The sequence below is a fragment of the Acidovorax sp. Leaf191 genome (genome assembly GCF_001424425.1).
GTDB lineage: Bacteria > Pseudomonadota > Gammaproteobacteria > Burkholderiales > Burkholderiaceae_C > Acidovorax.
In genome coordinates this window covers 210,781-237,383 of the sequence record NZ_LMPT01000021.1, presented here as the reverse complement: position 1 = coordinate 237,383, position 26,603 = coordinate 210,781, and the positions used below count along the sequence as shown (strand labels likewise).

Annotated in this window: 21 protein-coding genes; 6 read left to right on the top strand and 15 right to left on the bottom strand. The window is 63.5% G+C overall.

Features of this window, described 5'->3' with window-relative positions; genetic code table 11:
* Positions 1 to 896: 896 nt before the first annotated feature.
* The 5 genes from ASG27_RS27925 to ASG27_RS22480 all read left to right on the top strand — a co-directional run bounded on the left by ASG27_RS27925 (position 897) and on the right by ASG27_RS22480 (position 8,004).
* Positions 897 to 3,779 (top strand): RHS repeat-associated core domain-containing protein, encoded by a 2,883-nt coding sequence (locus ASG27_RS27925; RefSeq protein WP_442854103.1) that lies wholly within the window; start codon positions 897 to 899, stop codon positions 3,777 to 3,779.
* Positions 3,780 to 4,309: 530 nt separating this feature from the next.
* Positions 4,310 to 5,170 carry an RHS repeat-associated core domain-containing protein gene (locus tag ASG27_RS27920; RefSeq protein ID WP_326938779.1) on the top strand — a complete coding sequence of 287 codons (861 nt, stop codon included), beginning with the start codon at positions 4,310 to 4,312 and terminating at the stop codon, positions 5,168 to 5,170.
* Positions 5,167 to 5,490, top strand: a complete 324-nt coding sequence (locus ASG27_RS27025) for a hypothetical protein (protein ID WP_156371544.1) — start codon at positions 5,167 to 5,169, stop codon at positions 5,488 to 5,490. Before ASG27_RS27920 ends, ASG27_RS27025 begins: the two co-directional genes overlap by 4 nt.
* Before the next feature lie 235 nt (positions 5,491 to 5,725).
* Positions 5,726 to 6,814 (top strand): PLP-dependent cysteine synthase family protein, encoded by a 1,089-nt coding sequence (locus ASG27_RS22485; RefSeq protein WP_056421071.1) that lies wholly within the window; start codon positions 5,726 to 5,728, stop codon positions 6,812 to 6,814.
* Between the two features lie 26 nt (positions 6,815 to 6,840).
* On the top strand, positions 6,841 to 8,004 hold the full coding sequence (locus ASG27_RS22480; RefSeq protein WP_056421069.1) for a lipocalin-like domain-containing protein: 1,164 nt from the start codon (positions 6,841 to 6,843) through the stop codon (positions 8,002 to 8,004).
* 244 nt (positions 8,005 to 8,248) lie between these two features.
* Here the strand turns inward: ASG27_RS22480 and ASG27_RS22475 are convergent, their stop codons facing one another.
* The 5 genes from ASG27_RS22475 to ASG27_RS22455 form a co-directional block, all read right to left on the bottom strand.
* Entirely contained in the window at positions 8,249 to 9,262 is a 1,014-nt protein-coding gene (locus tag ASG27_RS22475; protein ID WP_056421067.1) for a branched-chain amino acid ABC transporter permease, read from the bottom strand.
* 15 nt (positions 9,263 to 9,277) lie between these two features.
* Positions 9,278 to 10,162, bottom strand: coding sequence for a branched-chain amino acid ABC transporter permease (locus ASG27_RS22470; RefSeq protein ID WP_056421064.1), 885 nt, complete (start codon positions 10,160 to 10,162; stop codon positions 9,278 to 9,280).
* 130 nt (positions 10,163 to 10,292) lie between these two features.
* Positions 10,293 to 11,492, bottom strand: a complete 1,200-nt coding sequence (locus ASG27_RS22465) for an ABC transporter substrate-binding protein (RefSeq protein WP_056421061.1) — start codon at positions 11,490 to 11,492, stop codon at positions 10,293 to 10,295.
* Positions 11,493 to 11,557: 65 nt separating this feature from the next.
* Positions 11,558 to 12,289 carry an ABC transporter ATP-binding protein gene (locus tag ASG27_RS22460; RefSeq protein WP_056421058.1) on the bottom strand — a complete coding sequence of 244 codons (732 nt, stop codon included), beginning with the start codon at positions 12,287 to 12,289 and terminating at the stop codon, positions 11,558 to 11,560.
* Between the two features lie 238 nt (positions 12,290 to 12,527).
* Positions 12,528 to 13,298 (bottom strand): ABC transporter ATP-binding protein, encoded by a 771-nt coding sequence (locus tag ASG27_RS22455; RefSeq protein ID WP_056421055.1) that lies wholly within the window; start codon positions 13,296 to 13,298, stop codon positions 12,528 to 12,530.
* A gap of 497 nt (positions 13,299 to 13,795) precedes the next feature.
* Between ASG27_RS22455 and ASG27_RS22450 the strand changes: the two genes are divergently transcribed.
* Positions 13,796 to 15,610: an ABC transporter transmembrane domain-containing protein gene (locus tag ASG27_RS22450; protein WP_056421052.1), complete on the top strand. Its 1,815-nt coding sequence runs from the start codon at positions 13,796 to 13,798 to the stop codon at positions 15,608 to 15,610.
* Between the two features lie 222 nt (positions 15,611 to 15,832).
* Here the strand turns inward: ASG27_RS22450 and ASG27_RS22445 are convergent, their stop codons facing one another.
* The 10 genes from ASG27_RS22445 to nuoG are packed head-to-tail and all read right to left on the bottom strand — an operon-like array spanning position 15,833 to position 26,593.
* Positions 15,833 to 16,336 carry a DUF1178 family protein gene (locus ASG27_RS22445; RefSeq protein WP_056421048.1) on the bottom strand — a complete coding sequence of 168 codons (504 nt, stop codon included), beginning with the start codon at positions 16,334 to 16,336 and terminating at the stop codon, positions 15,833 to 15,835.
* Positions 16,337 to 16,393: 57 nt separating this feature from the next.
* Positions 16,394 to 16,699 carry a DUF2818 family protein gene (locus ASG27_RS22440; protein ID WP_056162380.1) on the bottom strand — a complete coding sequence of 102 codons (306 nt, stop codon included), beginning with the start codon at positions 16,697 to 16,699 and terminating at the stop codon, positions 16,394 to 16,396.
* A gap of 19 nt (positions 16,700 to 16,718) precedes the next feature.
* Positions 16,719 to 18,212, bottom strand: a complete 1,494-nt coding sequence (nuoN, locus tag ASG27_RS22435) for an NADH-quinone oxidoreductase subunit NuoN (RefSeq protein WP_056421046.1) — start codon at positions 18,210 to 18,212, stop codon at positions 16,719 to 16,721.
* A gap of 29 nt (positions 18,213 to 18,241) precedes the next feature.
* A complete protein-coding gene (locus tag ASG27_RS22430; protein ID WP_056421044.1) occupies positions 18,242 to 19,717 on the bottom strand; it encodes an NADH-quinone oxidoreductase subunit M in 1,476 nt (491 codons plus the stop codon).
* A 13-nt stretch (positions 19,718 to 19,730) separates the two neighbouring features.
* Positions 19,731 to 21,785 (bottom strand): NADH-quinone oxidoreductase subunit L, encoded by a 2,055-nt coding sequence (gene nuoL, locus ASG27_RS22425; protein ID WP_082486073.1) that lies wholly within the window; start codon positions 21,783 to 21,785, stop codon positions 19,731 to 19,733.
* 31 nt (positions 21,786 to 21,816) lie between these two features.
* Positions 21,817 to 22,125: an NADH-quinone oxidoreductase subunit NuoK gene (gene nuoK / locus ASG27_RS22420; RefSeq protein WP_005793248.1), complete on the bottom strand. Its 309-nt coding sequence runs from the start codon at positions 22,123 to 22,125 to the stop codon at positions 21,817 to 21,819.
* Positions 22,122 to 22,796: an NADH-quinone oxidoreductase subunit J gene (locus ASG27_RS22415; RefSeq protein WP_056421037.1), complete on the bottom strand. Its 675-nt coding sequence runs from the start codon at positions 22,794 to 22,796 to the stop codon at positions 22,122 to 22,124. The genes nuoK and ASG27_RS22415 overlap by 4 nt, the downstream gene beginning before the upstream one ends.
* A gap of 50 nt (positions 22,797 to 22,846) precedes the next feature.
* On the bottom strand, positions 22,847 to 23,359 hold the full coding sequence (nuoI, locus tag ASG27_RS22410; RefSeq protein WP_056421034.1) for an NADH-quinone oxidoreductase subunit NuoI: 513 nt from the start codon (positions 23,357 to 23,359) through the stop codon (positions 22,847 to 22,849).
* A 13-nt stretch (positions 23,360 to 23,372) separates the two neighbouring features.
* Entirely contained in the window at positions 23,373 to 24,449 is a 1,077-nt protein-coding gene (nuoH, locus tag ASG27_RS22405) for an NADH-quinone oxidoreductase subunit NuoH (protein WP_056421031.1), read from the bottom strand.
* Entirely contained in the window at positions 24,446 to 26,593 is a 2,148-nt protein-coding gene (nuoG, locus tag ASG27_RS22400; RefSeq protein WP_056421028.1) for an NADH-quinone oxidoreductase subunit NuoG, read from the bottom strand. Before nuoG ends, nuoH begins: the two co-directional genes overlap by 4 nt.
* Positions 26,594 to 26,603: the final 10 nt, after the last annotated feature.

The window sequence follows — 26,603 nt, the reverse complement described above, 5'->3', positions numbered from 1 at the left end:
AGCGCTCCAGTGCAAACTTCGGCAACCCACCGCCGCGCCCCGGCGCCCGCGTGGCCGAACACCACAACGAAGAAGGCCTGAGCTACTACTTCGGCTACGAAGACGTCCACCCCCAGGACCCGCGGGCCGCCAGCTGCACCACCGTGCGCGACAGCCTGCAGCGCGTGACCCGCTACCACCACGAAGGCACCGGGGGCCTCAAGCGCATCACCCGCGAAGTCCACCCGGACGGCAGCGAAGCACACTACCAGTACGACAGCGCAGGCCGGCGCATTGCCGCCACCGACGCTCTSGGGCGCACCACCCACTGGCGCTACGACGGCCAGGGCCACCTGCTCGGGGTGCAAGGGCCCGACGGCCGCAGCAGCCAGCAGCGCTGGGGCCTGCCCGGCACCGCCGCCGACGGCCTGCTGCTGCACAGCACNGGGCGCACCACCCACTGGCGCTACGACGGCCAGGGCCACCTGCTCGGGGTGCAAGGGCCCGACGGCCGCAGCAGCCAGCAGCGCTGGGGCCTGCCCGGCACCGCCGCCGACGGCCTGCTGCTGCACAGCACSAGCGCCAGCGGCATTCACACCCATTACCAGTACGACCCCTGGGCCCGTCTGGTGCAGACCACCGTGGTCGCGGGCGACATCGCCCTCACCACCCAACTGGAATACCTGAGCGGCCCACCTCACAGCGCAGCAGGCAACGCCCGCGCCTGGGTGGACCAGCCCATGGCGATCACAGACCCCCAGGGCGGGCGCAAGACCATGGGCTACAACGCCATCGGCCAGCTCGCGAGCTACACCGACTGCTCGGGCCACACCAGCCGCTGGCAGCACGACGCCTGGGGCGAGCTCATCGAAGAGACCGACCCCTTAAGCCAGCGCACACGCCACCAGCGCGATGCCATGGGCCGCCTGCAGCAGACCGCCCAGGCGGACGGCACGCTGGTGCAATACCGCTGGGGCAGCAACGAGCAGGTGCAGGCCATCACCCTCGGAGCGCTGGCCAGCACAGGACCAAGCTCACGCAGTGCATCGGTCCAGACCACCACCATCACCTACGACCACGACCTGTGGGGCCGCGTCACCGCACAGACCCAGGCGGGCGCGAGCTTGCACCTGCGCTACGACGTGGCCGGGCGCCTGACCGAGCTGATCAACGAGAACCATGCGGTCACTCGCTTCGCCTACGACAGCCAGGACCGCCTGGTCCGGGAGATCGGGTTCGACGGCCGCAGCCAAAGCTACCGGTATGACGCAGCGGGCCAATTGATCGAGAAGACCGATGCGCAGGACAGCGGCATGGGCGCGCCCGGCCAAGGCCATGGCACGGTGCGCAGCCGCTACCACTACGACAGCGCTGGGCGCCTGATCTACCGCGTGACCGGCAAGGTCGGCAGGTCCGGCATTGCAGCAGAGGTGAAGTCAGCAACACCAGCAAATCCACTCACCGCAAACACAGACCTGCAAATCCACCAGTTCGGCTACAGCGATAGCGGCGAACTCCTGGACACCCAGGGCTGGGAGCTCGATTGGCTTGATCGGCCAGAACACCGCGATGCATCGGCTGCTGCGCCCGCCGAGCTGATCGCTGCCTGGCTGGAGATCAACACCCATCAGCTTCACAGTGCCCTGAGCCAACAGCACGACGCCCAAACTCTGGCCAGCAGTCCCCTGCTGCAAAGCCTGCAAGTCCACCGGCTGCCCAAAACCAGCCGCGTAGACCTGCAGCGCGACGCCCTGGGGCGCCCCACTGGCGAGGTGCAAACGCTGTACTGCAGCCCTGCCGCAGCAGGTAAACAAACCAAGAACACTGGCGGTGAGCAGGCCATCGAATTCGAACACCGCATCCACCACCGCCTGGGCGCCCTCGGCCAACGCGAGACCAGCGAACTGCAGGGCATCGGCCAGCTCGACTGGCTCAGCTACGGCTCGGGCCACGTGCACGGTGTGCTGCTCAACCAGGCGCCCCTGGTGGCACTGGAGCGCGACAAGCTGCACCGCGAAGTGGGCCGCACCCTGCACCTGCTGCCCGGAGAGGGCGCCAGCCCAGCGCCCACCCAGAGCCGCCAGCTCGATCCCCTGGGGCGCCTGCTGCACCAGCGCTGGCAAGGCCTGCCCGGACCAAACAGCGCCCCCGCCAGTGCAGCGCCCCTCATCGGTGGCCTGCGGCAACGCCGCTACACCTACGACAGCTTGGGCCAGCTCGTGGGCATCCAGACCCCGACCCACGCCGACGCGTACCAGTACGACGCCCGCCAGCGCCTGACCGGGCAGCGCAGCGCCAGTGCCCAGGGCGAGCAGCAAGCGCGCTGGAGACTGGACCCGGCGGGCAACCGGCTGCCTGAGCCACTACACGGCAAGAACACGGGCGGCAACACCGCCACGGGCGCCGGCGCCGACTGGATCGCCCAGGTCCAGCAGAACCTGCACGACCCACGGTTTAACCTGCTGCAGCCACAGCCCGGCGCGGACAGCCCTGCCAAACAGGACGTGGAACGCTGGCGGGACAACCGCATCGGCTGGAGCCAGGGCGCAGATGATGAACTCGCCACCCACTACCGGTACGACGACTGGGGCAACCGGATTGAAGCCCGCCATGGCGATGGCAGCATCACCGCCCTGCACTACGACGGCCTGCACCAGCTCAGGCAACTCACACAGATCGACCCGCAAGGACAGGTGCAAAGTAAAACCACCTACCGCTACGACGCGTTCGGGCGCAGGGTGAGCAAGGTACACCAGCAGACCGGCCAGGTAAGCCAAGCCACCCACTACGGCTGGGATGGCGACAGGCTGGTGCACACCCAAGCCCAAGGGCAGATCCACCACACGGTGTACGAGCCGGGCAGCTTTGTGCCGCTGCTGCAGGTGCAGCGCAGCCAACAAGGCCACACCAACCCCGTCAAAACCTTGCTGGCCCTGGCGGGTAGCGGCGACTCGCAAGCGCAAGAACCAGAACTGCAGCACCGCGACCAGGAGATGCTCTACCAAGCCTTGAAGGAAGTGCTGCAGCCAAGCTTCCAACTGTCCACCCTGCTGCCGCAGGGCATGCGAGACCAAATGCAGGAATCACTGCAGGCCCTCAAGGCAGCACAAGCCCACATCGAAGATGCCCACCCGCTGACCGTCCGGCACATTCTGACCGATCACCTGGGTACGCCCATTGCGCTGGTCAACGCCAACGGAAAAGAGGCGGGACAGGTGAGCTGGGCTGCAAGATACGGCGCCTGGGGTGAGATCGAGCAGGAGTACAACCCCCACCGTATCCATCAACCCATCCGCTTACAGGGGCAGCAGCTTGATCGGGAGACGGGGCTGCATTACAACCGCTTTAGGTACTACGACCCTAGCGTGGGACAGTATGTGACTCAGGATCCCATAGGATTGGCAGGTGGTTTAAATTTTTACGACTATCCAGCCAACCCAACGCTAGGCACCGATCCGTTGGGTTTAGAAGAGATTATATGGACACCCGGCCCAAAAAGATCAATTAGTGACGGGCCGAGGTACGGCAATTGGTGCGGTGGAAAATGGAGTGGAGGGGTTAGTGGAGGTGAAGTTGGAAATGCCCCCCCCCTCGATAGCATGGATTCCATTTGCAAAACCCATGATTTGTGCTACGGTCCCAACCCTAGCAAAGAGAAGAAGCTTACGTGTGATACAACTATGACAAAAGACTTAAAAGCTTTACCTGAAAAGCCGTCTGAATGGCCTCAGCCAGCATCAAAAGGTACTGAAGAGTCAGCCAAAAAATATAAAAAGGCCGCAATTCTCATATTTGAATAAAATGCGAAAATTTAATAAGAAAATCAATATTACATTGTATTTTTTGTTTTCAATATTCATATATGAATTGAATAAATACGCGATGGATTTTAATGAAAATTGGCTTACTATTTTATTCGTCCTTGCTTTTATTAATATTTTAGTGGCTCTTTTCTTCTTTATCAGAGTGGATGGCATTGCGAAATTCACTATTTCCCTTATGTTTATCGCTTCTGAATTTAAGTTGATCGAGTTTTTATTTCTAGCAGCATTTATGCTCGTGACGCACAAAAATTTCGCGCCATAAATATTTATCCCATAGTTTGCTTGTATACGACAGCCCAAGCAACCTGTCGGGACCTCACTATTACGGGTAGCAAATCGAACTAAGGGTACGTCCCCCTCTAAAATCCTGCTGGCCTTGGTGGGCGGCGAAGGTCAACGCAGGAAATGCCACACCTCGATGAGGGAATGCTGCACCAACTATTAAATGAAGCGCTACAGCCGGGCTACCAGTTTCTGCGTTGCTGCCGCAAGACATGCGAGACCAAGTGCAAGAGTCACTGCAGCTCCTCAAGAAAGCACAAACTCACACCGAGGATGCCTACCCGTTGACCATCCGACACTTCGTCACGGACCACCTGGGCACACCCATTGCGCTGGTGAACGCGAACGGGGATCAAGCAGGCGACGTGAGCTGGGCCGTAAGGTATGGCGCCTGGGGCGAGATCGAACAGGAGTACAACCCGCATCGCATCCATCAACCCATCCGCTTCCAGGGGCAGCAGCTTGATCAGGAGACGGGGCTGCATTACAACCGGTTCCGCTACTACGACCCGGGGGTTGGGCAGTATGTGACGCAGGATCCTATTGGGTTGGCAGGGGACGTGAATTTTTATGGATACGTAGGCCAACCTCAATCCAGGACGGACCCGTTGGGGTTAAAAGGCGAAAACTTTTCGGGCAGAAAAGTGTTTAACACAAGCGATAGTGCGGCCTTAGATGTTTTAAAGGGAATAAACAAAAAATCAATCAAAGAAAACAGGGAATACGGCGGTATGATTTGTAAAATCGAATGCACTGGCCCGACGTGTAGAGGTTCAGAAAAATACATCTCGTCAAAGCCAAAACATGGCGCTTTATCAAGCACTGATCCACATGATAGCCCATGCCCAAAAGGAACATCTGCTGTAGGCGACTATCACACGCACGGAAACTACAGCCTTACAAACGGGAAGGCTACCATTGCATCAAAAGATGAATTTAACTCGCTGAATTTCTCCCCCACAGACATCAGCGGCATTTCGAGCGACGGAGTTGGCAAACCAAACTACACAGGGTACCTAGGAACCCCTGCCAACACTTTTCACAAATTCACTCCATCTTCAGGGAAAAAAGAGATTTTGAAATGAAATTTTTCATAATGCTGTTTTTTTTAGTGATTTCAGGACCAACAATGTCTCAATCAAATAACTCGGCAAAAATTATCCCTTTAACTTCAAAAGAATATCAATCAATAAATGTCGCCGCAAACTATTTTACAACAAAGAAAAACCCCAACGAATTTGACTTACAAATACAAATTGAAGATAAATTCATGATTTTTACATTTCATGAAAAAATAAAAGAAAAAGAAAATCACTCCAGAGGTGGAGGCGGACTAGAATATATAATAAAAATTGATAAATCGTCACTAAAGGTGATTCAGTACAAAGAAACCTTTTCTCGTTGATTTTTTTGAAAAAGTCAATAACATTAAAATAATTTAAATACCTTAAAAATTGAAGGTATTTTTATTTACCAAACTAGAGCAGCATAATAATTACGAATTAATAGTGAAATCGACCGATTGAGAGGGAAGCAATGCTTAAAAACAGTGGCACGTGCAATGGCGCTCAACACTCGAAAGCTGCGTTATCCGTTTCATGCTTTTCCAAGTAGTTCTACTGCGCTGCGACAATCATGCGATGCACACCCCGACACCCTCGTCATCACTCCATGCCACTTCGGCCTCCAACTGGCTTCACTCCGCCATTGCCCGCATCGAAGCCGACTACCAGCGCAGCGCCGACACCCATCTGATCCCGCTACGCCTTCCCGCCTTCACGGCACACGGCATTGACCTGTACCTCAAGGACGAATCCACGCACCCGACGGGCAGCCTCAAGCACCGGCTGGCGCGGTCGCTGTTCTTGTACGCGCTGTGCAATGGCTGGATCCACGAAGGTTCGACGGTGGTGGAGTCGTCCAGCGGATCCACCGCCGTCAGCGAGGCTTACTTTGCACGCCTGCTGGGCCTGCCGTTCGTGGCGGTGATGCCGCGCAGTACCTCGCCAGAGAAGATTGCGCAGATCGAATTCCATGGCGGTCGCTGCCATTTCGTGGACCGTGCGGGCGAGGTGTACGAGGCGGCCCGCGCCATTGCCGCCGAGACGGGCGGGCACTACATGGACCAGTTCACCTATGCAGAGCGGGCCACGGACTGGCGCGGCAACAACAACATTGCCGAGAGCATGTTCACGCAGATGGCGCGTGAGCCCCACCCCGTGCCGCGCTGGATCGTGGTGGGTGCAGGCACTGGCGGGACCAGCGCCACCATTGGCCGCTATGTGCGCTACCAGCGCCACGCCACCGAGGTCTGCGTGGCCGACCCGGCGGGTTCGGTCTTCAGTGCCTACCACCGCACGGGCGACGCAACGCTGACGGCGCCGGGCTCGCGCATCGAAGGCATTGGCCGCCCGCGCGTGGAGCCCAGCTTCATCCGCACTTTGGTGGACCGCATGATCGACGTGGCGGACTGCGAGTCCGTCGCGGCCATGCGCGCGCTGTCGCAACTGCTGGGCCGCCGCGTGGGCCCGTCCACCGGCACCAATTTCGTGGCCATGCTCACGCTGGCGGGCGAGATGCGCGAGCGCGGCGAGCAGGGCTCCATCCTGTCGCTGCTGTGCGATGCGGGCGAGCGCTACCTGCCCACGTATTTCGACACGGACTGGGTGGACGAACGTTTTGGCGATTGCTCGGCCGCTCAGCAGCGCATCCATGCGCTGATCGGCTGACGCCCGGCGCGAGCACCCCATTGACCATGCCAGACGGCGTGCCACCCCACGGAGCCCCCAGCGTGCCGCACGTGCCCGGCGCACTGACGCGCAGGCGCTGGCTGGCGCTTGGCAGCAGCCTGCCGCTGGGTGTGGCGGCATGGGGTGGCGGCGCCTTGCCGGCCCATGCCCTGCCGGCGCGCACGCTGGAGTTTCCACGCGACCATGGCAGCCACCCGGATCTGCGCACCGAGTGGTGGTACATCACCGGCCACGCGCAGGCCGAGGGGCGGTTGTGGGGGTTCCAGGTCACGTTCTTCCGCTCGCGGGTGGATGGCACGCAGGGGCTGCAGTCGCGGTTTGCGGCCAGGCAGCTGGTGTTTGCGCATGCAGCCGTGACAGATGTGCAGGGCCGGCGCCTGTACCACGACCAGCGGATTGCGCGCGCGGGCTTTGGCATTGCCGAAGCGGCCGAGGGCGACACGGCCGTGCACCTGCGCGACTGGCACCTGGTGCGCGCTGCCGCGGACGCGCCTGGCGCCAGCCGCTATACCGCGCAGGTGCAAGGCAGTGATTTTGCGCTGGACCTGCGCTTTGACAGCACGCAGCCCGTACTGCTGCAGGGCCGGCAAGGCCTGTCGCGCAAGGGGCCGGAGGCCGCGCAGGCCAGCTACTACTACAGCCAGCCGCAACTGGCCGTAGCGGGCACGCTGACGCTCGGGGGCAGGCGCCGGGTGGTCGAGGCCGGCAGCGGCCGTGCGTGGATGGACCACGAGTGGAGCGAGGCGCTGATGCACCCGGACGCCGTGGGCTGGGACTGGATCGGCATGAACCTGGAAGATGGCCGCGCGCTCACGGCCTTTCACCTGCGGCGCCAGGACGGCAGCACGCTGTGGGCCGGCGGCTCGATGCGCGCGGCGGGTGAGCAGGCGCCCCAGGTCTTTGCGCACGATGCCGTCACCTTCACGGCCACGCGGCACTGGGCCAGCGGGCGCAGCGGTGCGCGCTACCCCGTGCAGTGGCAGGTGCAGACGCCCGCCGGTACCTTCAGCGTACATGCGCTGCTGGACGACCAGGAGCTGGACAGCCAGGGCTCCACGGGCGCGATCTACTGGGAGGGCCTGAGCGAGCTGCGCGACGCCGCAGGCCGCGCGGTGGGACGGGGCTACCTGGAAATGACGGGGTATGCGAAGCGGCTACGGCTGGGGTGAAGGCAGCCGCCCAGTGCACCCCATTTTTGATAGCAGCTACCGCTGATCGGGCAAGGATTTCAAGCCGAAAACCCTTGAAATCCGCGTCCATCCTGCGCTAGCAGCTATCCATTTTGACGAGAGCGGGCGCCCCGCGAATCCTGCCGAGGTGCACCCACCTGCCCCATGCTGATGGGGGAAGGATGGCGGCGCTTTTCACCGCAGCCTGTTGCACCGCCTGCGCGACGACGACCCAGTCAGCCAGTCAATGCGTACCCGTCGTCGTCGTCTTGCCGCCGCCGCGCCGCCGGTCCATCCACGCGATGATCTCGCCCATGATGCCGCGGCGGAAGGCCAGCACGCAGATCACGAAGATCAGGCCCGTGACCATGGTGACGGACTCACCCAGCGTCTTGAACCATTCCACGCTGGTCAGGGCGGCGAGCAGGTTGCCGAATTCGCCGATCTTGTTTTCCAGCAGCACCACCACGGCCGAGCCGATCAGCGGACCCGACAGCGTGCCCAGGCCGCCCACCAGCGTCATCAGGATGACCTGGCCCGAGGCCGTCCAGTGCACGTCGGACAGCGTGGCAAAGCCCAGCACCAGGGTCTTGAGCGAGCCCGCCAGGCCGGCCAGTGCGGCCGACAGCACGAAGGCCAGCAGCTTGAAGCGGTGCGTGTCGTAGCCCAGCGAGATGGCGCGCGGCTCGTTCTCCTTGATGCCCTTGAGCACCTGGCCGAACGGCGAGTGGATGGTGCGCACGATGACGAGGAACGCCAGCACCACGATCACCAAGGCCACGTAGTACATGACCAGGTCGCTCTGCAGGCTGATCAGGCCGAACAGCTTGCCGCGCGGCACGCCCTGCAGGCCGTCTTCGCCGCCGGTAAAGGGCGCTTGCAGGCAGGCAAAAAACAGCATCTGCGCCAGCGCCAGCGTGATCATCGAAAAGTAGATGCCCTGGCGGCGGATGGCCAGCCAGCCGAACAGCAGGCCCAGCAGCGCGCCCCCCGCGGTGCCCAGCAGCAGGCCCACCTCAGGGGTGAGGCCCCAGACCTTGATGGCGTGCCCGGCCACATAGGCCGCGCCACCCAGGAAGGCCGCGTGGCCGAATGACAGCAGGCCGGTGAAGCCCAGCAGCAGGTTGAAGGCCGAAGCAAACAGTGCAAAGCACATGAGCTTCATCACGAAGACGGGATAGGCGCCCAGAAACGGCGCGGCAACCAGGCCCAGCAGCAGCAGGCCGTAACCGATGGGGGCGATGTTCTTGAGGTTCATGCGAGCGGCCCCTGCTTATTTTTCTTTGCCGAACAGGCCGGCGGGGCGGATGAGGAGAACGATGACCATGATGACGAACACCACGGTGGAAGACGCTTCGGGGTAGAACACCTTGGTGAAGCCTTCGATGACGCCCAGGCCCAGCCCCGTGAGGATGGAGCCCATGATGGAGCCCATGCCGCCGATCACCACCACCGCGAACACCACGATGATGAGGTTCTGCCCCATGAGCGGCGTGACCTGGTAGACCGGCGCGGCCAGCACGCCGGCAAACGCGGCCAGCGCGGCGCCGAAGGCGTACGTCAGCGTGACCATCACCGGCACGTTGATGCCGAAAGCCTCCACCAGGCGGGGGTTCTCGGTGCCGGCACGCAGGTAGGCGCCGAGCTTGGTCTTTTCGATCACGTACCAGGTGGCCAGGCACACGACCACCGATGCCACCACGACCCAGGCGCGGTAGTTGGGCATGATCATGAAGCCGAGGTTGGTGGCGCCTTCCAGCAACTCTGGCGTGTCGTAGCCCAGGCCCGAGACGCCGTAGATGGAGCGGAACACCCCTTCGATCAGCAGCGTGAGCCCCAGGGTCAGCAGCAGGCCGTACAGGTGGTCGAGCTTGTAGATCCAGCGCAGCAGCAGCCGCTCGATCAGCACACCGAACAGCCCCACCACCAGCGGCGCCAGCACCAGCATCCACCAGTAGTTGATGCCGAAGTAGTTCATCGCCATCCAGGTGATCAGGGCGCCGGTCATGAACAGCGCACCATGCGCGAAGTTGATGACGTTGAGCAGGCCGAAGATCACGGCCAGACCCAGGCTGAGAATTGCGTAGAACGAACCGTTGACCAGCCCCAGGAGAAGCTGGCTCAACAGGCCGGGCAATGAGACACCAAAGAATTCCATGGGAGGCAACGGCAGGTTCAGAGAGGTTCAGAGCAGACAGCGGGCCACTGCATGGCGGGCCCCGAAGGGCCACCGGGGCAAGCCGGGGCGCCGCAATGGCACCCCGCGCTGGCTTCCGCCACCCAGGCGTTTACTTCCAGAGCGCGCACTTGCTCTCGGCCTTGGTGGTGAACACCGTGTCGCCGGGCAGCTTTTTGACGAGCTTGTAGTAGTCCCAGGGCTTGGTGGACTCCGACGGCTTCTTCACTTCCATCAGGTACATGTCGTGCACGTAGCGGCCATCGGGACGCAGTTGGCCAGAGCCGAAGAAGTCGTTCATCTTCATGCCGCGCCACGTGGTCATGACCTTGTCGGCATCCACGCTCTTGGCGGCTTCCACGGCCTTGAGGTAGTTCATGGTGGCGGAGTAATCGGCCGCCTGGATCTCGGTGGGCATGCGCTTGGTCTTCTCGAAGAAGCGCGCCGAGAACTTGCGCGTCTCGTCGTTCAGGTCCCAGTACCAGCTGGTGGTGAACTGCAGGCCTTCGGTATTGCGCAGGCCCAGGCTGTGCACGTCGGAGATGAAGATCAGCAGGCCGGCGAGCTTCATGCTCTTGCCGATGCCGAACTCCTTGGCCGCCTTGATGGCGTTGATGGTGTCGCCGCCCGCATTGGCCAGGCCCAGGATCTGGGCCTTGGAGTTTTGTGCCTGCAGCAGGAAGGACGAGAAGTCCGACGCATTGAGCGGGTGGCGCACCGCGCCCACCACGTTGCCGCCCTTGGCCTTGACCACGGTGGTCGTGTCCGCTTCGAGTGCGTGACCGAAGGCATAGTCGGCCGTCAGGAAGTACCAGCTCTTGCCGCCGGTGTCGACAATGGCCGAGCCCGTGCCCTTGGCCAGCGCCACGGTGTCGTAGGCGTAGTGCACGGTGTAGGGCGAGCACTGCTCGTTGGTCAGCGCCGAGCTGGCCGCGCCGTTGTTGATGTACACGCGCTTCTTCTCGGATGCCACCTTGGCCGTGGCCAGCGCGGTGCCGGAGTTGGTGCCGCCGAAGATCATCGTCAGGCCCTGCGTGTCGATCCACTCGCGCGCCTTCGAGGCGGCGATGTCGGCCTTGTTCTGGTGGTCCGCGCTCATCAGTTCGATGGGCATGCCCAGCACCTTGCCGCCGAAGTCATCGATGGCCATCTGGATGGCCACGGCACCGTTCTTGCCCTCCACATCGGCATACAGGCTGGACATGTCGGTGATGAAGCCGATCTTGACCTTGTCCTGCGCGTGCGCGGCCGAGGTGGCCAGGCCCGCTGCGGCCAGCACCAATGCCAGCGCGGTGAGTTGGTTCTTCTTCATGGATTGTCTCCTGTGGGTGTGGTTGGTTGAAGAAAAGAAAATGGGGATCGCTGGCGGACCTGTGGTCAGACACCCAGCAGTTCGGTGAGCACGGGCATCTTCTCCGCCAGTTCGGACGCGCCGAACTTCTCGACGATGCGGCCGTGCTCCATCACATAGAAACGGTCCGCCAGCGGCGCCGCAAAGCGGAAGTTCTGCTCCACCATGACCACGGTGTAGCCCTTCTCGCGCAGCATGGTGATCATGCGGGCCAGCGCCTGCACGATGACCGGGGCCAGGCCCTCGGAGATCTCGTCGAGCAGCAACAGGTTGGCCCCGGTGCGCAGGATGCGCGCCACGGCCAGCATCTGCTGCTCGCCACCCGACAGGCGCGTGCCCTGGCTGTTCTTGCGCTCGGCCAGGTTGGGGAACATGGCGTAGATCTCTTGCACCGACATGCCGGGCGTGCCGGTCTTGAGCGCCGGCGGCAGCAGCAGGTTTTCTTCGCACGACAGACTGGAGAAGATGCCGCGCTCTTCCGGGCAGTAGCCCACGCCCAGGTGGGCGATGCGGTGCGTGGGCATGTTCACGGTCTCCACGCCATTGATCTTGACCGAGCCCTTGCGTGCACCGGTCAGGCCCATGATGGCGCGCATGGTGGTCGTGCGGCCGGCGCCGTTGCGGCCCAGCAGCGTGACGACTTCACCGGGCTGCACGACGATGTCCACGCCATGCAGCACGTGCGACTCGCCGTACCAGGCTTCGAGGCCCTTGATTTCCAGCGCAGGCACGCCGTTCTTGATTGGGGTATTTGCCATTTCAGTTATCCATTGCGCCGCACGCTGTCCGCCGCAACCGTCGCGATCGAAGCCAGCGCCCCCGCGCAAGGGCCGCCCCGCCGCGCTGGGGGCGTCCCCCTCCCGACTCGCGCAGCGAGACGAGAGAAGGGCTGAGGGCCGAGGTTCCAATCCTGCCTGCGCAGGATTGGACGTGCCCGAAGAGACACCGCCTCTGGCGGTGGCACCGAGGCGCGAAGCGACTCAGGGGGAGCTTCATCTAATGCGCTCCCTGAAGTTGGCCGTCGGTGGTGCCCATGTAGGCTTCCATCACCTGCGGGTTGCTCGACACTTCGGCATACGGCCCCTCGGCCAGCACCGCACCGCGCTGCAGCACGGTGATGCGGTCGGCGATGGTGGAGACGACTTTCATGTTGTGTTCGACCATGAGGATGGTGCGCCCCACAGACACCTTCTTGATGAGCTGGGTGACGCGGTCCACGTCCTCGTGGCCCATGCCCTGCGTGGGCTCGTCCAGCAGCATGAGTTCGGGCTCCATGGCCAGCGTGGTGGCGATCTCCAGCGCGCGCTTGCGGCCGTAGGGCAGGTTCACGGTGACCTCATCGGCCATGTCGGCCAGGCCCACTTCGGCCAGCAGCTGCATCGCGCGGCCATCGAGCTGGTGCAGGCTGCGCTCGCTGCGCCAGAAGTGGAACGACGTGCCCAGCTTGCGCTGCAAACCCAGGCGCACGTTTTCCATCAGCGTGAGGTGCGGGAACACCGCGGAGATCTGGAAAGAGCGGATCACGCCACGGCGCGCGATCTGCGCGGGCTGCTCGCGGGTGATGTCGTGCCCGTTGAACCGGATGGTGCCGGATGTGGGTGTGAGGAACTTCGTCAGCAGGTTGAAGCAGGTGGTCTTGCCTGCGCCATTGGGGCCGATGAGTGCATGGATGGACCCCCGGCGCACGGCCAGGTTCACGTCGCTGACTGCGGTGAATCCCTTGAACTCTTTGGTCAGGCTGTGGGTTTCAAGAATGACGTCGCTCATTGCGCCAGGGTCGCTCCGTAAGGGGGCTGAGGAAGAAAGCCTTGGCCAGCAAGGCTCCCATGCATGCGTTGTGTCGCCGTGCATCGTATGCCTGCCTACCCCGCGGTAGATACTGGGACTAATGCCTATGTATAAACGCCTACGGGTCAGGCTCGCCGGCGGTGCACGGGTTGACGGTCATCAACGCGCGCGCCGTGCGGGGCCCGCCTGTGCCTTGCCCGGTGCGGGTTGCGGGCACTTGCCGACGCGCGAAAAAGCCTCGCTCGGCCATGCGATGCGAACCTGGGAGCCTGCAGCGCTTGCTTACAACTGCATGACGGCAAGACAAGGGGTGCGCGGGTGGGCAGACTCCGCGGCGCTGAAGATTTCAGGGCCCTGCCCCTTTCCTGCATCAGCGCAGCGCCCGCGGCGGCAGCGCCTGCCCGGTAGCCCGCAGGTGTGCAGGGCCGCCCTGTGGCAGGCACGTCCGGACAGGCACGCCCGCCTACACTTCGCGCATGGCCACCCTCCCCTCCACGCCCGCGCGCGGCGCACCCCGGTCCCTCAGCGGGCTCTTCCCCTTTCTGCGTCCGTACCGCGCACGCATCGCCCTGTCGGTGGTGTTCCTGGTGCTGGCGGCCCTGGCCACGCTGGCGTTTCCGCTGGCGCTGCGCAACTTGGTGGACTCGGGCCTCGTCAGCGCCGACAAGGGCGCGCAGACCATGGCGCTGCGCAATCACTTCGAAGCGCTGTTCGCGGTGGCCGTGGCTCTGGGGGTGTTCTCGGCGGCGCGCTTTTACATGGTGAGCTGGCTGGGCGAGCGGGTGACGGCCGACCTGCGCAACGCGGTGTACGGCCACGTGCTGCAGCAAAGCCCGCAGTTCTTCGAGACCACGCAGACCGGCGAGGTGCTGTCGCGGCTGACGGCCGACACCACGCTGGTGCAGACGGTGGTGGGCTCATCGTTGTCGATGGGGCTGCGCAACGCCGTGATGGGCATCGGCGCACTGGCGATGCTGGTCTGGACCAACCCGTACGTGATGTCGATCGTGCTGGTGGCCGTGGTGTTGGTGGTGCTGCCGACCATGTGGATCGGACGGCGCGTGCGCCGCCTCTCGCGCGACAGCCAGGACCGGGTGGCGGACTCCAGCGCCATCGCGGCCGAGGTGTTGAATGCCGTGCCGGTGGTGCAAAGCTACACGGCCGAGCCGCGCGAGACGCGCCGCTTCACACAGGCCACCGAAAACGCCTTCCAGGTGGCCGTCACGCGCAGCCGGGCACGCGCCCTGCTGGTGGCCTTCATCATCATCGCCAACGCAGCGCTGCTGCTGTGGGGCCTGTACCGCGGCACCGAGGCTGTGCTGGCGGGCCAGATGACCGCCGGGCACCTGGGGCAGACGGTGGTGTACGTGATGCTGCTGGCAGGCGCCGTGGCCGTGCTGGGCGAGGTGTATGGCGACCTGCTGCGCGCCGCGGGCGCCACCGAACGCCTGATGGAGCTGCTGGCCAGCCGGTCACCGGTGGCAGACCCTGCCGCCCCCAGGGACCTGCCGCTGTCGGGCCAGGGCCTGGCCGTGGAGTTCGACAACGTGCTGTTCCACTACCCCTCGCGGCCCGACCAGCCCGCGTTGCATGACTTCACGCTGCGCCTGTCGCCTGGCGAGACCGTGGCGCTGGTCGGCTCCAGCGGTGCGGGCAAGACCACGGTGTTCCAGCTGCTGCAGCGCTTCTACGACGTGGACACCGGCCCGTATGGGCGGCCGGCGGGCCGGATTCGCCTGAACGGCGTGGACATCCGCGACCTGCCGCTTGCCACGCTGCGCGCCAGCACGGGCACCGTGCCGCAGGACGCCGTGATCTTCTCCGCATCGGCCATGGAGAACATCCGCTACGGCCGCCCGGACGCCACCGACGAGGAAGTGATGGCCGCCACGCGCGCCGCATTCGCGCACGACTTCCTGATGGCGCTGCCGGAGGGCTATGGCACGTTTCTCGGCGAGCGAGGGGTGCGCCTGTCGGGCGGGCAGCGCCAGCGCATCGCGATTGCACGGGCCATGCTCAAAGACCCGCCCTTGCTGCTGCTGGACGAGGCCACCAGCGCCCTGGACGCCGAAAGCGAACGCATGGTGCAGGCCGCGCTGGACACGGCCATGCAGCGCCACACCGGGCGCCGCACCACCCTGGTCATCGCCCACCGGCTGGCCACCGTGCAGAATGCCGACCGCATCGTGGTGCTGGAGCATGGGCGCATCGTGGAGCAAGGCACGCACACGGCGCTGCTCGCGCAAGGCGGGGTCTATGCCCGGCTGGCGGCGCTGCAGTTCACGTCGTGAAGGCGGGCGGGCAGCGACTGCCGGGCGCCTTCCGGTTGCCGCTGCGGGAGCAGTAAAGAGGAAGTGGAGTTCTCAGCGCCGATGCCGTGCAGCAGCTGCTATTAAAAGCATAGCTGCTAGCGCGCTCTGGTAGCGCGGTAGAGCCTCAAAACACTCAAAAACCGCATTCACCGGACTTCGCGGAGGCTTGCCAAGCCCTCCCGCGCCCTGGCCCACGCCCCTCTACTGCAGGGTTTCCTTGGCAGAAGCGGGCAGAGGCAACGGCATCACCGCGATGCCCTCTTCGATCAGTTGCACGGCTTCGTCGGGCGTGGCCTGGCCGCGGATGGCGCGCTCCTCGGCCTCGCCATGGTGCATGCGGCGTGCCTCCTGGGCGAAGCGCGATCCCACGTCCTCGGTGTTGGCGACAATCTTGCGCGCCAGGTGCAGCCAGGCGGCTTGCAGGGCGGGTGGCAACACCCCTGCGTCGAGAGCTGCAGTCGTACCAGCGGGATTGGTCGGCACCACCTGCCCTGCCGAAGGCGGCGCCTGCGTTGCAGAGTTTCCCGAAGGCTCCCGCGCACCCAGGTTCAGGCGGGGTGCGCTCAGGCGCTTTTCAATGTGGTCGTCCGCGCACATGGGGCATTGCACCAGGCCGCGCTCGCGCTGGCCCTGGAAATCGTCCTCCGACGCGAACCAGCCTTCAAAGACATGGCCGTGGCGGCATTGGAGATCAAGCACCTTCATGGCAACGCTGCAACGGGCGAGAAGGACAAGGCGGCAACCGGTGGCACTGCGGGCGCGTCAGCCGTGGCGGCGCAGCAGGTACCGGTAGACGAAACCCGGAAAGGCCAGGGTCAGGAACAAGGTGCCGGTGATGGCGTAGAACTCCCAGCCCTGGGGAGCGATCTGCCCGGCGCGGCGCTCCAGCAGCAGCGCAAGACCCCCGACCAGAAAGTACAGCACGATCAGCTCCGCCAGCCGCCCCGCCAAAGGCTTGCGGGGCGCAGCGGCCGGGCCCACGGCCAGCCAGCGGTGGTTCACGAACGGCAGGTTCGCGGCGATGAGCGCCGCGATGATGACCAGCCAGACAGATCCGGTGAGAGACACAGTGCGACAGCGGGCGAGGTCAGGTCGCCAGTGCGCGCACCACGGCGTCGGCGCACAGCGCCATCAGCCCGCCGGGCAGCAGGCCCAGCACCAGCAGCAGCGCGCCGTTCAAGGTCAGCACCACACGCACGTCTGCGGGTGCCGACACGCTGGAGGCGGTCAGCGGTGCATCGAAGTACATGACCTTGACCACGCGCAGGTAGTAGAAGGCGCCGATCAGCGACATGATCACCGCGAACACGGCCATGGCGATGTACAGGGTCTGGCCCGAAGCCACCAGGGCCTGCAGCACGGCCAGCTTGGCGTAAAAGCCCACCAGCGGAGGAATGCCGGCCATGGAGAACAGGCACACGGCCATGATGCCGGCGTACAGCGGGCTGCGCTGGTTGAGGCCGGCAAAGTCCGAAATCTCTTCGCTCTCGAAACCCTCGCGCGCCAGCAGCAGCATCACGCCGAATGCGGCCAGGGTCGTCAGCACATAGGTCACCACGTAGAACATGGACGCGCTGTAGGCGTTCTCGACGGCCGTGGCATCGACGTTGCCGTTCACCACGCCCGACATCAGGCCCAGCAGCACGAAGCCCATCTGCGAGATCGTGGAGTACGCCAGCATGCGCTTGAGGTTGGTCTGCGCGATGGCAGCCAGGTTACCCACCAGCAGCGAGCCGATGGCCAGCACCGCCAGCATCTGCTGCCAGTCGATGGCCAGCGGCAGCAGGCCGTCCACCAGCAGGCGGATGGTGATGGCAAACGCCGCCAGCTTGGGCGCGCCGCCGATCATCAGCGTGACGGCGGTCGGAGCACCCTGGTACACGTCGGGAATCCACATGTGGAAAGGCACCACACCCAGCTTGAAGGCCAGGCCCGAGACCACAAACACCAGGCCGAACACCAGCACCTGGTGGCGGATCTGGCCGGAATTGACGGCCTTGAACACCTGGCCGATATCGAGCGAGCCGGTGGCGCCGTAGATCATGGACAGGCCGTACAGCAGGAAACCGCTGGCCATTGCGCCCAGCACGAAGTACTTCATGGCCGCTTCGGTGGCCGTGGCGTTGTCGCGGCGCAGGGCCACGAGCGCATAGCTCGACAGGGTCAGCAGCTCCAGGCCCAGGTAGATCACGAGGAAGTTGTTGCCCGAGATCATGATGAACATGCCCAGGAGCGCGAACATCGAGAGGGTGAACATCTCGCCGCCGCGCAGCATGCCGCGGTCTGCCGCATAGGGGCGCGCATACACCAGCGTGACCATCATCGCCACCGTGGCAAAGCACTTGAGCCAGTTGCCCATGGCATCGCTCACCACCATGTTGCCAAAGCCGTAGAAGGTGTTGCCGCTGCTGGCGTACATCGCCTGCAGGGCCGCCACGACGGCCAGGGTCAGCATGGTCAGCACGTAGGTAGCGGTGCGGCGGGTGCTGTGCACCCCCAGGTCGACCAGCGCTATGACGCAGGCCATGGCCAACAGCACGATTTCAGGGTAGATCGCTAGCCAGCTGATGTTGTCAATCATCTCGTATCTCTCAGTTCAGTCTGGTCAGGTCAGTTCAGCTTGGGCTGCGCGACATGCTTGAGCAGTTCGGCGACCGACGTGTCCATCACGTCCGTGAACGGACGGGGATACAGGCCCATGGCCAGCACCGCGATGCCGAGCACCGCCAGCACCAGGAATTCGCGGCTGTCGATGTCGGTCAGGCCCTTGACGTTGTCATTGCCCACGGGGCCCAGGTACACGCGCTTGAACATCCACAGGGTGTAGGCCGCACCGAAGATCAGCGCCGTGGCCGAGGCCAGGCCGATCCAGAAGTTGGCCTTGGTTGCGCCCAGGATCACCATCCACTCGCCCACGAACCCTGCAGTGCCCGGCAGGCCGCAGTTGGCCATGGCGAACAGCAGCGCGAAGGCCGTGAAGTTGGGCATGGGGTTGACCACGCCGCCGTAGGCTGCGATTTCACGCGAGTGCACGCGGTCGTACAGCACGCCGATGGACAGGAACATCGCACCCGAGACGAAGCCGTGCGCAATCATCTGCACCAGGCCGCCGGACACGCCCAGGTCGTTGAAGATGAAGAAGCCCAGCGTGACGAAGCCCATGTGAGCGACGGACGAATACGCCACCAGCTTCTTCATGTCCTTCTGGACCATGGCCACCAGGCCCACGTAGATCACGGCGATGAGCGACAGCGCGATCATCAGCCAGGCCCACTCGCGCGATGCGTCGGGGGCGATGGGCATGGAGAAACGCAGGAAGCCGTAGGCACCGAGCTTCAGCATGATCGCGGCCAGCACGGCGGAGCCGCCGGTGGGCGCTTCCACGTGCACGTCGGGCAGCCAGGTGTGGAACGGGAACATCGGCACCTTGACCGCAAAAGCGGCAAAGAATGCGAAGAACAGCATCGTCTGCGCGCGGGCGCTCAGGGGCAGCTGGTGCCACGTGGCGATGTCGAAGCTGCCGCCGGACTGGTTGTACAGGTAGATCAGCGCGATCAGCATGAGCAGCGAGCCGAGCAGCGTGTACAGGAAGAACTTGAACGCCGCGTAGATCTTGTTCGGACCACCCCAGATACCGATGATGAGGTACATCGGGATCAGCGTGGCTTCGAAGAACACGTAGAACAGCATGCCGTCCAGCGCCGTGAACACGCCGATCATCAAACCGGACAGGATCAGGAACGCGCCCATGTACTGGTTCACGCGCTCGGTGATGGACTCCCACGACGCGACCACCACGATCACCGTGATGAAGGCGGTCAACGGCACGAACCAGAACGAGATGCCGTCGACACCCAGGTGGTAATGCACGTTGAAGCGCTCGATCCACGCGGCCTTCTCGACGAACTGCATCGCTGCGGTACCGAGCTGGAAGCCTTCGTACAGCGGCAGCGTCACCAGGAAGCCGATGACGGCGCCCACGAGTGCGAGCCAGCGAACGGCGCGGGCATGTTCATCCCGCCCAATGGCCAGCAGCAGCACACCGAATGCGATCGGTGACCAGATTGCAAGACTCAACAGACCCATTTTGTTGTTTTCCTTATTTGATGAGCTGCAGGAACACGTCGCCCCAGACAAACCAGGTCATCAGCGCGAAGACCCCCAGGATCATCACCAGCGCGTAGTGGAAGATGAAGCCGGACTGCATCCAGCGCACGACGCCGGACACGCTGCGCACGACCTTCCAGGAGCCATTGACGAGCGTGCCGTCGATGATGGCCTGATCGCCACCCTTCCACAGGCCCGTACCCAGGGCACGCGCGCCGCGGGCCAGGATGTTCTCGTTGATCCAGTCGAGGTAGTACTTGTTTTCGAACAGCGTGTAGATCGGCATGCAGGTGCGCTTGATCGCTGCAGGCAAAGCCGGGTTCACCATGTACATGTAGTACGACAGCGCCACGCCCGCCACCGCCAGCCAGAAAGGCGCGGTCTGCAGCCCGTGCACGGCCATCGCCACCGGGCCGTGGAAGATCTCGGCCAGCTTGGACATCGCAGGGTGCTTGGCTGCGTCGACAAAGATCACGTCCTTGAAGAAGTCGCCGAACAGCATGGGCTGGATGAACATGAAGCCCACCACCACCGAAGGAATGGCCAGCAGCACCAGCGGCACCGTCACGACCCAGGGGGATTCGTGCGGATCATGGCTGTGATGGTCATCATGGCCGTGGCCATGGTCGTCGTGGTGCGCATCATGGTGGGCATCGGGGTTCTGGTCGTAGCGCTCCTTGCCGTGGAAGACCAGGAAGTACATGCGGAACGAATAGAACGCCGTGATGAACACGCCGGCCAGCACCGCGAAGTGCGCGAAGTGCGCCGCCGGCAGGTGGCTGAAGTGCACGGCCTCGATGATGCTGTCCTTGGAGTAGAACCCCGAGAACAGGGGCGTGCCGATCAGTGCGAGCGAACCCAGCAGCGAGGTGATCCAGGTGATGGGCATGTACTTGCGCACGCCGCCCATCCAGCGGATGTCCTGGTTGTGGTGCATGCCCATGATGACCGAGCCTGCGCCGAGGAACAGCAGCGCCTTGAAGAACGCGTGGGTCATCAGGTGGAACACGGCCACCGAGTAGGCGGAGGCACCCAGGGCCACGGTCATGTAGCCGAGCTGCGACAGCGTGGAGTACGCCACCACGCGCTTGATATCGTTCTGGATGATGCCCAGGAAGCCCATGAACAGCGCCGTGATGGAGCCGATGATCAGGATGAAGTTGAGCGCGGTGTCCGACAGCTCGAACAGCGGCGACATGCGCGACACCATGAAGATGCCGGCGGTCACCATGGTGGCCGCGTGGATCAGCGCCGAGATGGGGGTCGGGCCTTCCATCGAATCGGGCAGCCACACGTGCAGCGGGAACTGCGCGGACTTGCCCATCGCGCCGATGAACAGACAGATGCAGATCACGGTGATCAGCATCCAGTCGGTACCGGGGAACGCCAGGCCACCGAGCTCACCCGATTTGGCGAAGATTTCGCTGTAGTTGAGCGTGCCCGTATAGGCAGCAATCAGGCCGATGCCCAGGATGAAGCCGAAGTCACCCACGCGGTTGACCAGGAACGCCTTCATGTTGGCGAAGATCGCCGTGGGCTTGTTGAACCAGAAACCGATGAGCAGGTAGGACACCAGGCCCACGGCTTCCCAGCCGAAGAACAGCTGCAGCAGGTTGTTGCTCATGACCAGCATGAGCATGGAGAAGGTGAACAGCGAGATGTAGGCGAAGAACCGGTTGTAGCCGTCGTCCTCTTCCATGTAGCCGATGGTGTAGATGTGCACCATCAGCGACACGAAGGTCACGACCACCATCATCATGGCGGTCAGGCTGTCGATCAGGAAACCGACCTCCATCTTGAGGCCGCCCACCACCATCCAGGTGTAGAGCGTCTCGTTGAAGCGGGCACCGTCCAGCGCCACGCTCTTGAGCGTCATCGCCGACAGCACGAACGCGACCAGCACGCCCAGGATGGTGAGGGTGTGCGAGAGCCGGCGACCGATCCAGTTACCACCGAAGGTCGTGCCGAAAATGCCGGCCAGCAAGGCGCCCGCCAGCGGTGCCAGCGGCACGGCCAGGAGCGTTGAAGCAGAGAGGGTTTGACTCATTCTTGAGAACCTTGGGAATGCTGGTGACCCATCAACCCTTGAGGGTGTTGAGGTCTTCCGCGTTGATGCTGGACTTGTTGCGGAACAGGAGCACCAGGATGGCCAGACCGATGGCCGACTCGGCAGCTGCCACTGTCAGGATGAAGAACACGAACACCTGGCCATGCATGTCGCCCAGGTAGTGCGAGAACGCCACGAAGTTCATGTTGACCGCCAGCAGCATCAGCTCGATCGCCATCAGCAGCACGATCAGGTTCTTGCGGTTCAGGAAGATGCCGATCACGGCCAGCGCGAACAGCATCGCGCCCAGCGAGAGAAAGTGGCCCAATGTCAGCGTCATGCTTTTTTCTCCTCGGTGGCAGCAGCAGGCTCGGCAGGCACTTCAGGCGCTGCCTTCTGGGTGGCGGCCACCTTCACGACTTCGAGGCGATCACCAGCGCGCACGCGGATCTGCTGCGACGGGTTGATGGCCTTGCTGTCCTTGCGCTGGCGCAGGGTCAGCGCAATGGCTGCAATCATGGCGACCAGCAGGATCACGGCCGCGATCTCGACGGGGTACAGGTACTCGGTGTACAGCAGCTTGCCCAATGCCTTGGTGTTGGAGTACTGCACCACATGGCCCGCAGCATCGAGCGCCGTGGCGACGGCCTTGGGTTCGTCCATGCCGCGGAAACCGCCCATCAGCACGGCGGCCATTTCCAGGGCGATCAGCGCACCCACCGTGGCGGCCAGGGGGAAGTGTTTCCAGAACCCCTTGCGCACGGTGTCGATGTGGATGTCCAGCATCATCACCACGAAGAGGAACAGCACCATGACGGCGCCCAGGTACACCAGCACCAGCGCGATGGCCAGGAACTCGGCCTTGAGCAGCAGCCACACGGCAGCGGCCTGCGAGAACGCAAGGATGAGGTACAGCACTGCATGCACGGGGTTGCGGGCAGTGATCACCCGGAAGGCTGCAAACAGCAGCACCACCGAGAAGAGATAGAAGAAACCAGTCTTGGCGTCCATGAATCGGGTCTTTATAGAAAGTCTGGCAAAGAGGCCGCGCTCTGCACCGCTCAGCGGTACTTCGCGTCCGCAGCCTTGGCTGCCGCGATTTCGCCTTCGTACCGGTCACCCACGGCCAGGAGCATGTCTTTCGTGAAGTACAGGTCGCCACGCTTTTCGCCGTGGTATTCCAGGATGTGCGTCTCGACGATGGAGTCCACCGGGCAGCTTTCTTCGCAGAAGCCGCAGAAGATGCACTTGGTCAGGTCGATGTCATAGCGCGTCGTACGGCGCGAACCATCGGCACGCACATCCGATTCGATGGTGATGGCCATGGCGGGGCACACGGCCTCGCACAGCTTGCACGCAATGCAGCGCTCTTCGCCGTTTTCGTAACGGCGCAGCGCGTGCAGGCCACGGAAACGCGGCGACAGAGGGGTCTTTTCTTCAGGGAACTGGACCGTCACCTTGCGGCGAAAGGCGTAGCGACCGGTCAGGGCCATGCCCTTGAGCAGTTCCACGAGCATGAAGCTCTTGAAGAAGTCTTTGAACGAGAAAGGTGCAGCAGCAACAACGGCAGTCATTTTGTGTCCCCGCTTATTTCCAGATGTTCCAGGGCGACAGCAGCCATCCGCCCACGAAGAGCAGATACACCAGGGTCACCGGGATGAAGATCTTCCAGCCCAGACGCATGATCTGGTCGTAGCGGAAGCGCGGGAAGGTGGCGCGGATCCAGATGAACATGGACACCACGAGGAAGGTCTTGATACCCAGCCAGATCCAGCCCGGGATGAACGAGAGGAACTCGACCGGAGGCAGCCAGCCGCCCAGGAACATGAGCGCGGCCAGGATGGACACGAGCCACATGCTGGCGTATTCCGCCAGGAAGAAGATGGCAAAGCCCATGCCCGAGTACTCGACCATGTGGCCGGCCACGATTTCGGCTTCGCCTTCGACCACGTCGAAGGGGTGGCGGTTGGTCTCGGCCACGCCGGAGATCAGGTACACCAGGAAGATGGGCAGCAGCGGGAGCCAGTTCCACGACAGGAAGGTCAGGCCCATGTTGGCGGCCATGCCGCGGCTTTGGGACATGACGATCTCGGTCAAGTTCATGCTGCCCGACACCATGATCACCACCAGGAAGCAAAAGCCCATGGCGATTTCATAGCTCACCATCTGCGCAGACGCACGCAGCGCACCCAGGAAGGCGTACTTGGAGTTCGATGCCCAGCCGGCAATGATCACGCCGTACACCTCGATGGAGGTGATGGCCATCACCAGCAACAGGCCGGCATTGACATTGGCCAGGGCCACATCGGGGCCGAAGGGAATCGCCACCCAGGCGGCCAGCGCCGGCATGATGGCCATGACGGGCCCGAGCACGAACAAACCCTTGCTCGCAGCGGTGGGCTGGATGATTTCCTTGGTCAGCAGCTTGAGCGCATCGGCAATGGGCTGCAGCAGACCCATGGGGCCCACCCGGTTGGGACCGTGCCGCACCTGCATGAAGCCCAGCAGCTTGCGCTCCCACAGCGTGAGGTAGGCCACGGCACCCATCAGCGGCGCCAGAATGCAGACGATCTTGATCAGCACCCAGAGCACAGGCCAGACGGCGCCCGTCCACCAGCCGAAGGCCAGCAGGTTCAGGCCCGCGTTGTAGATCGCGTCGATCATGCGGCGACTCCTTCACGTGCCGTGCGCGCATCGGCGGTGAGCTGCAGCGACGTGGAACGGCGCACGAGGCCGTCGAGTTGATAGATGGAAGCGACCACAGGCTCGCCCGCGGTTGCCGTGGCTGCTGCGGCGGCAGCAGCAGGCACCGCAGTCACCAGGTTCGACAGCTGTTCAGCAGGCACGTGCGTGACGGTGCCGGCCGCGGCATTGGTGGCGCGTGCCAGCACGTCCTGCGAGGTCTCGAAGTCGAAACCGGACACACCCAGCAGGTTGGCCAGCACGCGCAGGACCTTCCACGCGGGGCGGGTATCGCCCAGGGGGCGCACCACCGCATGGAAGCTCTGCAGGCGGCCTTCGGCGTTGATGAAGCTGCCGGAGGTTTCGGTGAAGGGAGCAATTGGCAACAGAACGTCACTGAACTCCAGGTTGGCCTTGAAGGGGCTCAAGGTCACCACCATCTCTGCACCAGACAGCGCAGCAGCAGCGTTGGCACCGGCCGCCGAGTCATGGACAGGCTCGGTGTTGAGCAGCACAGCCGCCTTCAGTCCACCCGAGAGCATCTGGCCCGCATTCAATCCACCGTTCACAGGATGAGCACCCGCAAACTGGGCACCCACCGTATTGGCAGCTTCCGTGAGGTATCCCACCGAGGCGCCCGTGTGCTCGCCGATCCAGTTGGCCAGTGCCAGCAGTTGCGTGGCCTGCGCGTGGTGCGCGGCGGCGTTGCCCAGCAGCACGGCTTTGCGCTCACCGCCGAGCAGCGCGCGCGCGATGGCCTGGGTGGCGTCGTTGTGGGCTGCAGCGCCCTGGGGAGCGGTCACGCCCTTTTCCTGTGCGACTGCAGAGGCGATGCCGCCGAGTGTCTGCACCCATTCGCTGGCGCTTTGCGCAACGAACGACGACACCGGCATGGCCCAGTCGTGGGCCACAGAGCCCACAGCCGCGACCTGGCAGCCATGGCGGGCAGCCTGGCGGATGCGCTGCGCGAACAGCGGATGGTCCTTGCGCAGGTTGGAGCCCACCACCAGCACGCGTTGCAGCGTGGACAGCGAAGCGATGGACGTACCGAGCCAGCGAATGCCTTCGGGCGCAGCGAACTCGGCGTTGCGCAGGCGGTAGTCGATGTTGTCGCTGCCCAGGCCACGCACCAGTGCGCCGGCCAGGTACAGCTCTTCGACCGTGCTGTGCGGGCTCACCAGAGCGCCGATGCTTTGGGCACCGTGGTCGTTCTTGATGTTCTTGAGGCCGTTGGCCACGTATTCGAGCGCGGTCTGCCAGTCGACTTCCTTCCACACCCCGCCCTGCTTGAGCATGGGCTGGGTCAAACGGTCGTCGCTGTTGAGCGATTCGTACGAGAAGCGATCGCGGTCGGCGATCCAGCATTCGTTGACGGCTTCGTTCTCGAGCGGCACCACGCGCATCACCTTGTGGTTCTTGACCTGAACGATCAGGTTGGAGCCGGTGGAGTCGTGCGGGCTGACGGAGCGGCGGCGCGAGAGCTCCCAGGTGCGGGCGCTGTAGCGGAACGGCTTGCTCGTGAGCGCGCCCACGGGGCAGATGTCGATCATGTTGCCCGACAGCTCGGAGTCCACGGTATCGCCCACCACGGTGGTGATCTCGGAGTGCTCGCCGCGGTGGATCATCCCGAGCTCCATCACGCCGGCCACTTCCTGGCCGAAGCGCACGCAGCGGGTGCAGTGGATGCAGCGGCTCATCTCTTCCATGGAGATCAGCGGGCCGACGTCCTTGTGGAAGACCACGCGCTTTTCTTCCTCGTAGCGCGAGGACGAACCGCCGTAGCCGACGGCCAGGTCCTGCAGCTGGCACTCACCGCCCTGGTCGCAGATGGGGCAGTCCAGCGGGTGGTTGATCAGCAGGAACTCCATGACCGACGCCTGGGCCTTGATGGCCTTGTCGCTCTTGGTGCGTACGATCATGCCCTGCGTCACCGGCGTGGCGCAGGCAGGCATGGGCTTGGGAGCCTTCTCGACGTCCACCAGGCACATGCGGCAGTTGGCGGCGATCGAGAGCTTCTTGTGGTAGCAGAAATGCGGAATGTACGTGCCCGCCTTCTCGGCTGCATGCATCACCATGCAGCCTTCGGCGACTTCCACTTTCTGACCGTCCAGTTCAATTTCAACCATATGTCTTCTC